The following is a 12,684-nucleotide window of genomic DNA, read 5'->3' on the forward strand; positions in this document are numbered from 1 at the left end:
TGGGCATCCAGTACAGATGGACGAGGTTGCAAGAATAAAAAGGTCATATCTGGAATTTAAAAAATCTGAAATTAAAAAAATCGACTCGATCCTGACGGTGCATGGGCTGTGGAATCTGAAAAAGTTCGGCGATCGCTCCTCCGGTGTGTTTCGCTCTAGCTCAATGATCGGCGATGAAGTCGAAGCGTGGCGCCGCCCTAGCATGCTAGGCTTATCGCGATTGTCAGGCGAAAAAAGTCCCGCACCAGAGATAAAGAAAGAGACGACATGAACGCTTCTTCCGACCTGGGCTTCCATTTGCGCTTTGCGTGGTACTTTCCTCTGCAGTATCCGGGCACAAGCTAGCTTTTCGGTAGATAATGCTTTTCAGAACTAATTTCTGCTGAGCTAGTCCGCCCTTTCCGGCGGGCATTGAGATAACGACTGGGCGCCAGCGCGGCGTCCGCAACTTGTCGCCGACTGGAGCGCCCCGCATGATTTTCGCTCATCTCGCCAGGCACCTGCTCGCCCGCCGCGGCCAGAGCACGCCCGCCTCCTGGATCCTCAGCGTCGTGCGCAGCCTGCGTGTGCTGCGCTACTGGCGCGAGCACCAGGCCTTGTGCCGGCTCGACCTGGTGCGCCGTTTTGTTGCGGCCCCGCCCAATGACGACCTGTTTCATCACCTGAGCCACCGCAGCTACCTGGCAACCGGACTGAGCGCGCGCCAGCGCGTGCAATGCGTGCTGTCGCATTACCGCTTCGAAGACAGCGCCTTCGGCAGCGCCTACCACCAGCTGGTCTATGGCGCCAAGGGCAGCGGCGGACTTTGCTTGTGGCAGCAAGACAGCGGCGGCCACAGTTTCCTGCTGCGACTCGAGATGGCGCCGCGCGGCGATGCCGAGGGCGACCTCACCATCTCGCTGGTCGCCGACGGCAAGTACCTGCACCGCCTGTCGTACACCTGGATTGACGGCCGGCTGGCCGGCGTCGACCTGCCGACCGTGCCCTTCGTCACTCGCAACCAGGGCCGCTGGATCGACTCGGGCGCCGCCTTCGACGCCTTCGAGCTGGCCTTCCCCAACAATTCGCCCAGCTTTTTCTGTTTCGCCGCCATGCAGGGCGTGGCGCAGGCGCTTGGAATCGACCGGGTAATCGGCATCAAGTGCAGCGCGCACATCGCCTATAACCCGCGTGACGTCAAGCATTTCGAGAACGCCTACGACGGCTTCTGGAAGGTCCTTGGCGGCACCGAGATGCCAGGGCGCGGCTACCTGATCACCCTTCCGTTTTACCTCAAGCCGCTGTCAGAGATGCCGTCCAAGCACCGCAAGCGCGCCGCCCAGCGCCGCGAATACTGGCGCACGATCGGCGACGCCACCCGCAGCACCCTGCTGCGCCACATGGTGCCGGCGCAGGCCGATCAGATGCACAAGGTGAGCACGCCTGCAACCGCGCAGGCCTGAGCCGGGTTTTTTACTGGCTCGCACCTGCGCCGAACACCTGCGCTGGTCCAAGCCCACAGTGTGGGCAGAATTGACTGCCTGCGCGGCGCGGCGCGGCATCTTCAGTGCTTGCGCAATTCCTGCATTGCCACATTCACCACGCGCGCAAGCAGCCGTGCTACACTGCCGCCTCGCTAGGGGTCCTGGACGCGCATGTGCGCGCTTCGGGTGAGAGAGTCCCTTCGTACCTGATCTGGATAATGCCAGCGAAGGAAAGCGCAACGCAGTGCCCATTCTTGTTTGCCCTTCCCCACGTTGGCTCCGGCTTTTCATCAAAGCAGCGCGCCCGATGCCATCCGTGGTGCGCGAAGACGAGCAAACACATGACATTCAACCTGAAGCAATCCGTTCTTGCCTGCGCCGTCCTGCAGGCGTTTTCCGCATCCGCACAGCAAACGCCTGAAGGCGTGGCCTCGGTGGTCGTTACCGGTAGCCGCTGGGTCGCCAGCGACCGCGCCAGCATCGGCGGCTTTGGCGACGCAGCACTACTTGATACCCCGGCCGCGATCAGCGCCCTGACCCGCGCCCAGATGCAAGACCTGTCGATCCGCAACGTCACCGATGCGGCCCGCTTCGACGCCTCGGTGGGCGACGCCTACAACGCGGTCGGTTATGCCGAGCAGTTCTCGATCCGCGGCTTCGCACTCGACAACGCCACCAGCTACCGCAAGGACGGCATCGCGATTCCGGCCGACGCTCCGATTCCGCTCGAGAACAAGGAACGCATCGAGACCCTGCGTGGGCTGGCCGGCCTGCAGGCAGGCGTGGCGGCGCCGGGCGGCATGATCAATTTCGTGACCAAGCGCCCGACCGCTAACGTGCTGCGCTCGGCCCTGTTAGAGCTGAGCGAACGCGGCACCGTGCACGGGTCGGTCGACCTGGGCGGGCGCTTCGCCGACCGCCGCTTCGGTTACCGCATCAATGCCGCTGCCGAAGACATTCAATCTTATGTGCGCGGCGCCGACGGCGAGCGCCAGTTCGTGTCGTTTGCCTTCGACTGGCAGCTCAGCCCGGATGCCCTGCTCGGCCTGGACCTCGACCACCAGCACCGCTCGCAAATCACGGCGCCAGGCTACCAGCTGCTGCGCAACGAGGCGTTGCCGACCGGCGTCTCGCCCAGGACGCTGCTCAATGCCCAGGCCTGGACCAAGCCGGTGGAAACCGACACCAGCAACCTCGGGCTGCGCTTTGACTACCGCATCAATGCCGACTGGAACCTTGCTGCCAAGGCCAACAAGCACTGGTTCAAGCGCGACGACTACACCGCCTTCCCCTACGGCTGCAGCAACGAGGGCGACGGCTTCTACCCCGGCTACTGCTCGAACGGCGACTACGACGTCTACGACTACCAGAGTGTCGGCGAACGCAAGACCCCGTGGGGCGCGCAGGCCATGCTGCAGGGCCGCTTCGCCACCGGCGCCGTGCGCCATGCCTTGACCGTCGGCGCCGCCATATCGGAGCGCCACGACAGCTTCGGCGAATACGTCTACGACTACGCCGGCTACAGCAATATCTACCTCAACCGCCCGGTCGATCCAGCCCCGGGCAACCCGGTCACCGGTCCGGTGCAGGAACGCCGCAGCGACCGCGAGACTGCGCTGTTCGTGCAGGACGTCGCGACGCTGTCGGAACAGTTCACGCTGCACACCGGCCTGCGCTACGTCAGGCTCAAGCGCGACGAGCTGGCGGAAATCGACCAGCCATGGGTCCGGGCCGACGACGACTTCGTGCTGCCGAGCGTGGCGCTGGTCTACAAGCCGCTGCGCGACTGGAGCGTCTATGGGTCGCTCAGCCACGGCCTGCAGCACGGCGGCATCGCCGAGATGGGCACTACCAATGAAAACAGCGCGTTGCCGCCAAGCCGCTCGAAACAGGCCGAGCTGGGTGTCAAGGGCATCCTCGCGGGGGGCGCCATGGTGTCGGCCGCGCTGTTTGATATCCGCCAGGGCCTGGAATACGTCGACGCGGCCGGCAGTTTCGTGCGCGCCGGCCAGCAGCGGCACCGCGGCCTGGAGCTGGCGGCGCAGGGCCGGCTCAATGCAGACCTGAACTACAGCCTGTCGCTGATGGCGCTGCAGGCAAGACAGGACGGCACCGGCGACGCCGCGGTCGAGGGCAAGCGCGTTACCAACGTGCCCGAGTTGCGGTCGACGGCGTGGGTAGAATATGCGGTGCCGGCGGTGGCCGGGCTGAAAGTCCACGCGCTGTGGCAGTATTCAGGCAGCAAGGCCTTCGACCCTGCCAACCGTGCGGTGGTGCCGGGCTATCATGTGGCCGGAGCAGGCGCCTCGTATGCGCTCAAGTTCGGCGCAACCCATGTGATCGTGCGCGCCCGCGTGGACAACGTCTTCGACAAGTTCTACTGGCGCGACGTGACGCAGTCGCTGGGCGGCTACCTGCTGCCGGGCGCGCCGCGCAGCTTGCGCTTGTCGGCCCAGTTCGACTTCTGAACGACGCACCTGCCCTGCGCCAGGCAGGGCAGGCTAACAGCTTCCAGGCTAATCGGCCAGGTCGGCCAGCTTGCCCAGGCAGCGCCGCTGGAATCCGTTCAAGCCGGTACTGACGAAGCTGTCCTCCGGCTCGATCACGCCAGCGTCGAGCAGCAGGCGCAGCTTGGCGATGCGGTCGCCCTGGACCAGGGCCTGCGTCAGGTGCGTGGCATCCAGCGCGTCGGCGTCGCCGGCCCGCGCGATCGCCTCGACCACGTCGGCGGGAAACTCCCAATGTTGCGCGATCACCGACGACAATTGGCGGCTGGCCGCGAACAGCGCGATTCCGAAGCTGCCCGCAGCCGGCACCTTGCCTTCGCCATGGCGGTCGGCGACCTGGAAAGCGACCTGCAGGCCGACGTTCTGCATCAGGCCAGCCAGGTAGGCTTCGAACACGCTGGCCGACAGTCCCGGCGCCATCACGCTGGCGGCGAAGGCGCAGCGTTCGGAATGGCGCCAGACCGATGGCGCCACCGCGCGCGCCACTCCCTGGACCTTGACCTTGACCAGCGGCCGGAACGCGATCCGCGCCAGCAGCATGCGCAGGCCGTTCAGGCCCAGCATCGCCACCGCGCCGTCGAGCGTTTCGATCGGCTTGGCCGGACGGTAATAGGCGCTGTTGGCTTCGCGAATGACTTCGGCCACCAGCACCAGGTCGCGCCCCACTTCGGCGGCCACCGCCGCACTCGAGATGTTCTCGTTCGACAAGGCATTGAGCAGTTGCGCCACCAGGTCGGGAATCCGCGGCACCAGGCCAGAGGCATTCTCGGGATCACCGGCCAGCGCATGCACCTCGGCCAGGATGGCTGCTTCAACCTCGGATCGGGCATTGGTGCCGCAGGACGCGGTCAGCCAGCGGTAATAGGCGGAATCGATCTCCAGCGCCATCTCGGCACCGTCGCCCGCCGCGGCTACGCCGGCGCCGGCGCCGGGGGCCGTATCGGTCTCCTTGCTGGTGCCGCCTATCAAGCGGTCTAGCCATTTTTTCACGATACACCGCCATCGATCACAGAAAAATCTATTCTAATACCGTGCAGAAACAAATCATAGTGCCAGCGAGCGTTTCCTTGACCGGAGAATTCAGCGCGCAGGACCCAGCAAGGCCTCGACCTGGCGCAGCCTGCCGGGCAGCTCGCCGGTCAGCAGCAGGTAGGGAATGGCGCGGGCCTCGAGTGTTTCCAGCAGCATCCGGTGCACGTGCTGGCGCACTGCTTCCGATTCGCGCTGCAGGCCGTCCGCCTCCCACGGGCCGTCGGGCGCGGTGACCAGGGTGAAGGCGTAGTCGTGCCGGCTGTCGAGCCGGGCCAGCTGGGGATCGACGCGGCCCCAGTACTGGCGGCTATACAAGGCAGTCATCAGGGGCGTGGTGTCGCAGAACAGGAAGCGGCGCGCGCGCAGGGCGGCCCCGTCTTCGCGTGCCAACTGGGTGCAGGCAATCGGGTATTGGTCGCTCTCGAAGGGGACGCGCGCGTGGCGGTCGACAAATTCGCGCAGGTATTCGGGCACCCACACGGTTCGATAGTGCGCCGCGAGTGCCTCGGCCAGCGTGGATTTGCCGGATGATTCGGCGCCCAACAGCGCAACCCTGCGCACCGGCGCCGCGCTCGCGCTCATGCATCCCTCCGCGCGATCGTCGACCAGGCGCGCAGCCCGATACAGGCCAGCACCACGAACAGCGCGTACAGGACGGCAGTCAGGTTCAGGCCCTTGAACACGTACAGGCCGACATAGAGCACGTCCACCACGATCCAGACGATCCAGTTCTCGACCTTCTTGCGGCCCAGCAGCAGCTGCCCCAGCAGGCTGCCGGCGGTCAGGAAGCCGTCCGCATGCGGCACGTCGGTGTCGGTAAAACGGTCGAGGAAAGCCGCCAGCAGCGCGTAACCCAGGGCCCAGCCGGCAATCGCCCAGCCCCAGGCGGCGCGCTTGAGGCGCGTTACCACCAGTGGCTGCGCGGCCGCGCCGTGCAGCCACTGGTACCAGCCCCAGACGGAGGCGGCGATGAAGACGAACTGCAGGCCCATGTCGCCATACAGCCTGGCATCGAAGAACACCACCGCATAGGTGGCGGAAGACGCAATCGAGAACAACCAGGCCCAGTGCAGCTGTCGGATGTTCAGGATCACGGTGGTGATCGCCAGCAAAAAGGAGATGAGTTCCAGCGGCGTGGTCGCCAGTCCGGCGAAGTTAAGCGTGTCGTTCATGCAGTCCGATCGGAAGACGCCGGATGGTAGCAGCCAGGCGTGGATAGCTCAAGGGCGCGGCACCAAGAGTGCGCCGCGCCCTGTCACTGTGCCAAACCCGCTTACCGCTTCGGGTATTTGATCGTCATTTCCTTAAGCAGATTGTCGGCATGGTCGACCTCTTTCATCACCCACAGCATGTAGCGGATATCGACATGGATCGCGCGCGTGATGGCGCTGTCGAAATACCAGTCCTTGGTGATCGATTCGTAGGTGGAATCGAAGTTCAGGCCTACCAGCTCACCGTGCTTGTTCATCACCGCGGAACCGGAATTGCCGCCGGTGGTGTCGGCGCTCGACAGGAAGTTCACCGGCACCGTGCCCAGCGCGGCATCCTTGAATACGCCATAGCGCTTCTGCTCGATCGCCTCGAGCAGTGCGGCCGGGGCGATGAACGGCTCCTTGCCAGTAGCCTTCTCGGCAATGCCTTCAACGGTCGTGAACGGCCCCTTGACCAAACCGTCGCGCGGCGCATAGGGCGCCACGGTGCCGAAGGTCACGCGCAGCGTCGAGTTGGCGTCCGGGTAGACCGGCTTGCCTTGCGATTTCTTCCAGGCGATCACGGCGCTCATGTATTGCGGGATCACGCGCTCGAGATTGCCTTCGAGTTCCTTGCGGCGGTTCTCCAGGGCCATGCCGGTATCGTGCAGGCGCACCGCCAGCCCGATAAAGGGATCGTTCGACCGGCGCATGGCTTCCGGATCCTTGCCGATCCATGCCAGGCGCTTGGCGGTGTCGCTCAGTTCGCTCGATTTGACCATCGCGTTGAGCGCAGTCGGTGCCGGCAGCAGCGCGTCCAGTCCTGGCGGGCGCAGCTTCGCGTCGATCCGCGCGTAGCGCGCCAGCGCGGCGCCGTAGCGGGCTTCATCCACGCTCGGCACGAACGATTGCTCGAGGCGGGTCAGGCGCGCCTTGATGAACGACAGGTCGCGCTCCTGGTAGCCGGCTTCGCGCTGGGCATCCGGTTTCTGGCGTTCCAGCGCCAAACGGTACAGGGTACGCGCACTCTTGAGCAGGTCGCTGTGGGTGGCCTCAAGCCAGGCAGCTTCCTGGCGTGACAGCGCCATATCCTGCGCGATCACGGCGTCGAGCTCGTCCAGCAACTTCCTGGACCCATCGCCGTTCTGTTTATACCAGGCGCGGAATTGGGCATCCTGCACGTCCTTGATGGCGGCGATATCCTTGCGCGCGAAGCCGTCGAGCAGGCCCTGGGTTTTCTTGAGCACGTTGTTCAGGCTCTTGGCGACGCTCGCATAACGCACGTCCCAGGCCGGGTTGCCCTGGGTGGCGGCGGCGATCACGGACAGGTCGGCGGTGATGCTCGCAGCCTTGGCCGGCAAGTCGATGTCGCGCGCGAAGCGGATTTCCGCGGGCAGCTTGTAGCGGCTGGTGCGGCCCGGGTAGCCAGCCAGCAGGATCGGGTCACCGTTCTTCAGGCCTTGGCTCGATACCACCAAAAAGTCTTTCGACTTGTATGGAACGTTCTCTGGCGACGGATCGGCCGGGCGCCCATCGGGGCCGACATAGGCGCGCAGGAAGGCATAATCGCCGGTTTGGCGCGGCCATTCGTAGTTGTCGATGTCGCCGCCGAAATTGCCAATGTGGTCGGACGGCGCATGCACCAGGCGCACGTCGCGGATCATCAGCTGCTTGACGCGGTAGTACTCAAGGCCGCGATGGAAGGCCGGCACCGAGCAGCGGGTCGACTTGTCGGTTTCGCATTCGGCGATCAAGGCCTTGATGCGCGACTGCACCAGCTCGTGGCGCTCGCGGCCCGGCATCGATGGGCTGATACCCTTGAGCACGCGGCCGGTGACGTTCTCGACCTTTTCAGTCACGTACACCAGCGTGTTCGGACCGCCCGGCAGTTCGTCGGCGCGGGTCTTGGCCAGGAAGCCATTGACGATGTAGTTCTTTTCCGGGGTCGAATTGCGCTGGATCGCGCCGTAGGCGCAGTGGTGATTGGTGACCACCAGGCCGTCGGGCGAGACGAACGAGGCCGAGCAACCGCCCAGCGACACGATCGCGCTCATCGGATGCTTGCCCAAGTCGGCCAGCTTCTCGGCGGGCATGGTGATGCCGATGCGCTTGAGTTCGGATTTGAGTTGCGGCAGCTGGTGCGGCTGCCACTGGCCTTCATCGGCGGCGGCGCAGGCCGCGGCGCCCAGCAAGGCGACAGGCAAGACGATTGATTTGAACAAAATAACCCCAGGATGATTGGAAAAGCAGCCGGGAGTATAACTTTGTTGACCGGGTGACAGGCCGTTTTTCGGCGTATTGACGCCCAATGCAGCGCTCAGCAAGGGTTCCGGCCGCTGCCACGATCCTGTCATCGAACCTGTGCCCTACCGATCCGTCATGGCGTCGCGCACAGACAGTGCGTGACGGCGGCAAACGGCTTGCTGCCACCGGCCACGTCCTTCAAAAACGCCATGTCCTGCATGACCTGGTTCACCGGGCCGGCCGGCAGCGCCGCGTCCAGCAGGCCAAGCCTGACCTGGATGTTCACCGCCTGCACGGTGGACGCTCCCATCAGGTTCAGGAAGCGCTCGATCTTGGTTACCGGCCGCTCGACATAGGCGACGCGGTAATCGGCACCGAGGCTGGCGCGTTTGGCCGCAGAGTCGAGGGCGTCGCGGTAATTGCCGAGACGGTCGACCAGGTTACGCTCCTTGGCCTGGGCGCCGGTCCAGACGCGGCCCTGGCCCACTTCGTCGATCTTGGCTACCGTGGTATTACGGGCCGCCGCGGCCTTGGTGGTGAATTCGCTGTAGACGTGATTGACGCTGCTCTGGACCAGCTGCGTGAAGCGCGGGTCGATCGGTCGCAGCGGGTTGTAGGCATCGGCCAGCCAGGTGGTGGTATAGCCGCCGGTATGGATACCGAGCTTGTCGCCGATCTTCTCGGCGGTCGGCAAGATGGTGAACACGCCGATCGAGCCGGTAATGGTGGCCGGGTCGGCGATCACTTCATCGGCCGCCATCGAAATCCAGTAGCCGCCCGAGGCCGCGACGCTGCCCATCGACACCACCACCGGCTTGCCGGCAGCGCGCGTCAGTTCCAGTTCGCGGCGGATCAGTTCCGAGCCATAGGCACTGCCACCCGGCGAATCGACCCGCAGCACCACTGCCTTGACCTGCTTGTCTTCGCGCGCCTGGCGAATCAGGTTGGCGGTGGTGGTGCCGCCGACCACGCCCGGGCCGCTGGCGCCATCGGTGATGTTTCCCGAGGCGACAATCACACCGACGGCGTCGCCGAAGGGCGTAATCTGCTGGCGGCCAAGGTAGTCGTGGTAGCCGATCTGGCGGAACGACTTGATGCGCTCGTCGTACTCGCCGCGCTTGACCAGCATGTCGCGGATTTCGTCGAGGGTCTTGAGGCCGTCCACCAGCTTGGCCGACTGCGCCACGCGCGCCGCATTGCCGCCGGCCGCTTCCATCTGCTGCGGCAGGGTCTCGATCCAGGTGGCGACGCTGCCGGCCGGCAGCTTGCGGTTGTTCTCGACCTGCGCGGTGTAGTCCTGCCACAAGGCGTTGTACAGGAAGCGGTCGGCTTCCTGGGAAGCCTCTGAGGGACCATTAGCGACATACGGCTCGGCGAAGCTCTTGTAGGTGCCGACCTTGATCAGGTTGACCGTCACCCCCAGCTTGTCGAGCGCGTCGCGGTAATAGTTGCGGCGCCCGCCGAAGCCTTCGATCATGACCATGCCCATTGGGTGGACATAGATTTCGTCGGCGTGCGACGCCACCAGGTAGCGCTTCTGGTCGTAGCTGCCGCCCCAGGCCACGACCTTCTTGCCGGACGCCCTGACGCGGTCGATGGCGCTGCCGATTTCGCGCAGCATGGCCATGCCGCCGCCATCCATCTGGTCCAGCAGCAGCACCACGGTGGTGATGCTCTTGTCGGTGCGGGCTTGTTCCAGCACCGTGAGCACATCGCGCAGGCGCACGCTGCGCTTGCTGTCGCCGCTGACGCTGTCGAGCAGGGTGTCCTGGAAGCTCGACTCGTGCTGCTCGACCAGGTCGCCTTTGAGCTCCAGCACCAGCGCGCTCTTGCTGCCGATCGGCTTGACGCCGCCGCCGGAGAAGGCGACGATCAGGATGAAAGCCACGATCAACAGGAACAGCAGGTTCATCACGGTGCGGCGGGTCATGTCCACCGCATTCCACAGCATGCCGAAACCGCGACGCAGCGCTCTAACAGGTCTAAAAGCCATCGATACTCCGTAAGTCAATCATTGATCTGGCCGCAGCGTCAGGCCACAGTGTCAGGCCACGACGGCAGCCGTCCCGGCTTTTTCTTCATGCGAAATCGCATAAAGGCCGGCAAACACCAGTATGCCATTCACCATGAGCAATTCCAGCCCAAGGCGGTAGGAACCGAGCAGGAGTGCCTGATTGTACTCAAGGAAGGCACAAAGGATGGGCGCGCCGATCGTAATAAACGGCACCAGGTGGTCGGTCAGCGCGCGGCGCGTCAGCATGCCGAAGGCGAACAGGCCCAGCAGTGGGCCATAGGTATAGGCGGCCAGCTTCAGGATCACGACGATCATGCTCGGGCTGTCGGCCAGCTTGAAGCCCATCACCAGGAACAGGAACACCGCTGCGAAGCCCAGGTGCACGCGGCGGCGCAGGCGCTCCTTGCCTTGCTCGGTCAAGTCGGTGCGGCGCTTGATGCCGAGGATGTCGATGCAGAACGACGAGGTCAGCGCGGTGATGGCGCCGTCGGCACTCGGGAACAGCGCCGAGATCAGCGCGATCAGGAAGATGATCTGTACCGTCGGGGGCAAGTGGCCCATTACCACGGCTGGAAAGATCTTGTCGCCGGTAGCGCCAAGGCCGACCATGGAGGCATACAGGTAGAGCAGCCCGCCCAGGAACAAAAAGCTCATCAACACCACCACCAGCACCGCGGTCAGGGTCAGCAGGTTTTTCTGCGAATCCTTGAGCGTCTTGACCGAGATAGTCTTCTGCATCATTTCCTGGTCCATGCCGGTCATGGTCAGCACGATGAAGATGCCGGCAATGATCTGCTTGAGGAAGAAATTCGGGCTGTCGACATCCGTCGTGAAGACCCGCGCCAGGCCCTGCGACTGCAGCGCGTCGAGGCTGGCCGGGATCGACATTCCCAGCTCGCCGAGCAGGAACCAGACGCAGGCGAACAGGCCGAACAGCATGCAGGTGGTCTGCAGGGTGTCGGTCCAGACGATGGTCTTGACACCACCCTGGTAGGTGTACAGCAGGATCATGCCGAGGATGACCAGGGTCGTGATCCAGAACGGCACGCCCAGGCTGTCGAGGATGATCGCCTGCAGGATATTCACGACCAGATAGAGGCGCGCGGTGGCCCCCAGCAGGCGCGAGATAATGAAAAAGCCCGCCCCGCTCTGGTAGGCACGCCGCCCCAGGCGCAGGTCGAGGTAATGGTAGATCGACGTCAGCTGGAGCCGGTAGTACAGCGGCAGCAGGATATAGGCCACGGCAATATAGCCAATTACATAGCCGATCAAGATCTGGGCATATCCAAAACCATCGCTTCCCACTGCGCCCGGCACGCTGATGAAGGTGGCGCCGGAGAGCGTGGTGCCGACCATACCAAAGGCCACCAGCATCCAGTTGCTACTCTTGTTACCAATGAAGAAGCTGTCGTTGTTGGCGTTGCGCGAGGTAGCCCAGGCGACCGCGAGCAGTAATAGAAAATAGCCTACGAGGATGCAAAACAGGAGTACCGGTGACATGAATTTCCAATGCGGTTGTCGTTTCGCCCAGCAATATACACGCTGGCGAAGTCGCGGGGAATGCCGCAAGGCTCCGGCGCCATTGGTGCCAATGGCTATCGAGGGTGGAAGGAGTCAACGCAGCGATATACGCGCGCCGCGCCAAGGTTCAGGCTTCTTCGCCCTTGACGCGCTGGAATGGCCCGATGCAGCTGGTCATGGTTTCGTCGGCGCACATCAGGAATAGCATGCCCGACGGATGAAAGCGGATGAAATTGGTGGCCCTGGCGCCAGCCTTCATGATGACTCCGGCGCAGTCTTTCTTGCCATTGTCCTTGACGACCTGGTCGTCCAGCCGGTAGAAGCCGTTCGCGCTGGGCTTGTCGGGAATGCGGTATTGGCTCTCGGAGACTTCTTCGGCGCTGGTAACCAGGGTGGTGCCGTCGGCGCGGAAGCGGTAGGTTTCCGAGCAGCCTAGTGTGGGCAGACTCAGCGTCCAGATACCGACGATGGGATGGTCGGCGGGCGGCGCGGCCTGCAGGGGCGCAGCCAGCAGCGAGGCCACGATTGCAGAAGAAACTGCGGCAACGATGTCCATGGCAGGCTCCCGGGGAGGTCTTACCGTGCGGAGCGGATGCCCCGTCGGCCCGCACAGGCAGGCGCTGAGATTATCGCATTGGCCGCGGCGAGATGGCGCACGCGGTGCGCGGCTGCGCAGGCACCCGGCGAACAAAAAAAGGGGACGATGCCAGTGC

General features: G+C 64.2%; 10 protein-coding genes and 1 riboswitch. Of the genes, 3 read left to right on the forward strand and 7 right to left on the reverse strand.

Annotated elements, in window-relative coordinates; translation table 11 throughout:
* Positions 1-16 precede the first annotated feature (16 nt).
* The 3 genes from NRS07_RS13345 to NRS07_RS13355 all read left to right on the forward strand — a co-directional run bounded on the left by NRS07_RS13345 (position 17) and on the right by NRS07_RS13355 (position 3,931).
* Positions 17-271: a hypothetical protein gene (locus NRS07_RS13345; RefSeq protein ID WP_259207666.1), complete on the forward strand. Its 255-nt coding sequence runs from the start codon at positions 17-19 to the stop codon at positions 269-271.
* 202 nt (positions 272-473) lie between these two features.
* Complete coding sequence (locus NRS07_RS13350; RefSeq protein ID WP_259207668.1) at positions 474-1,442, forward strand: VirK/YbjX family protein; 969 nt, start codon at positions 474-476, stop codon at positions 1,440-1,442.
* 165 nt (positions 1,443-1,607) lie between these two features.
* Positions 1,608-1,713: riboswitch (TPP riboswitch) on the forward strand.
* 91 nt (positions 1,714-1,804) lie between these two features.
* The gene (locus NRS07_RS13355; RefSeq protein ID WP_259207670.1) at positions 1,805-3,931 is read left to right on the forward strand and encodes a TonB-dependent siderophore receptor; all 2,127 of its coding nucleotides are present in this window, start codon (positions 1,805-1,807) and stop codon (positions 3,929-3,931) included.
* A 48-nt stretch (positions 3,932-3,979) separates the two neighbouring features.
* Here NRS07_RS13355 and NRS07_RS13360 read toward each other — a convergent pair whose 3' ends face one another.
* From NRS07_RS13360 to NRS07_RS13390, 7 genes are all read right to left on the reverse strand, one after another.
* Positions 3,980-4,960 (reverse strand): HDOD domain-containing protein, encoded by a 981-nt coding sequence (locus tag NRS07_RS13360; RefSeq protein WP_259207673.1) that lies wholly within the window; start codon positions 4,958-4,960, stop codon positions 3,980-3,982.
* 90 nt (positions 4,961-5,050) lie between these two features.
* On the reverse strand, positions 5,051-5,584 hold the full coding sequence (locus NRS07_RS13365; protein ID WP_259207675.1) for an ATP-binding protein: 534 nt from the start codon (positions 5,582-5,584) through the stop codon (positions 5,051-5,053).
* On the reverse strand, positions 5,581-6,174 hold the full coding sequence (gene pnuC, locus NRS07_RS13370) for a nicotinamide riboside transporter PnuC (protein ID WP_259207678.1): 594 nt from the start codon (positions 6,172-6,174) through the stop codon (positions 5,581-5,583). Before pnuC ends, NRS07_RS13365 begins: the two co-directional genes overlap by 4 nt.
* Positions 6,175-6,275: 101 nt before the next feature.
* On the reverse strand, positions 6,276-8,414 hold the full coding sequence (locus tag NRS07_RS13375) for a S46 family peptidase (RefSeq protein WP_259207681.1): 2,139 nt from the start codon (positions 8,412-8,414) through the stop codon (positions 6,276-6,278).
* A gap of 155 nt (positions 8,415-8,569) precedes the next feature.
* Entirely contained in the window at positions 8,570-10,429 is a 1,860-nt protein-coding gene (gene sppA / locus NRS07_RS13380; RefSeq protein ID WP_259207683.1) for a signal peptide peptidase SppA, read from the reverse strand.
* Positions 10,430-10,480: 51 nt separating this feature from the next.
* Complete coding sequence (locus NRS07_RS13385; protein ID WP_259207684.1) at positions 10,481-11,950, reverse strand: sodium:solute symporter; 1,470 nt, start codon at positions 11,948-11,950, stop codon at positions 10,481-10,483.
* A gap of 148 nt (positions 11,951-12,098) precedes the next feature.
* On the reverse strand, positions 12,099-12,527 hold the full coding sequence (locus NRS07_RS13390) for a hypothetical protein (RefSeq protein ID WP_259207687.1): 429 nt from the start codon (positions 12,525-12,527) through the stop codon (positions 12,099-12,101).
* Positions 12,528-12,684 lie beyond the last annotated feature (157 nt).

Origin of the sequence: Massilia sp. H6, assembly GCF_024802625.1 — a bacterium.
Lineage (GTDB): Bacteria > Pseudomonadota > Gammaproteobacteria > Burkholderiales > Burkholderiaceae_D > Telluria.

Bases quoted from the DNA above. Each gene is read 5' to 3' on its own strand.
- NRS07_RS13345 (WP_259207666.1), top strand. From the start codon at position 17: ATGGACGAGGTTGCAAGAATAAAAAGGTCATATCTGGAATTTAAAAAA.
- NRS07_RS13350 (WP_259207668.1), top strand. From the start codon at position 474: ATGATTTTCGCTCATCTCGCCAGGCACCTGCTCGCCCGCCGCGGCCAG.
- NRS07_RS13355 (WP_259207670.1), top strand. From the start codon at position 1,805: ATGACATTCAACCTGAAGCAATCCGTTCTTGCCTGCGCCGTCCTGCAG.
- NRS07_RS13365 (WP_259207675.1), bottom strand. From the start codon at position 5,584: ATGAGCGCGAGCGCGGCGCCGGTGCGCAGGGTTGCGCTGTTGGGCGCC.
- pnuC (WP_259207678.1), bottom strand. From the start codon at position 6,174: ATGAACGACACGCTTAACTTCGCCGGACTGGCGACCACGCCGCTGGAA.
- sppA (WP_259207683.1), bottom strand. From the start codon at position 10,429: ATGGCTTTTAGACCTGTTAGAGCGCTGCGTCGCGGTTTCGGCATGCTG.
- NRS07_RS13385 (WP_259207684.1), bottom strand. From the start codon at position 11,950: ATGTCACCGGTACTCCTGTTTTGCATCCTCGTAGGCTATTTTCTATTA.
- NRS07_RS13390 (WP_259207687.1), bottom strand. From the start codon at position 12,527: ATGGACATCGTTGCCGCAGTTTCTTCTGCAATCGTGGCCTCGCTGCTG.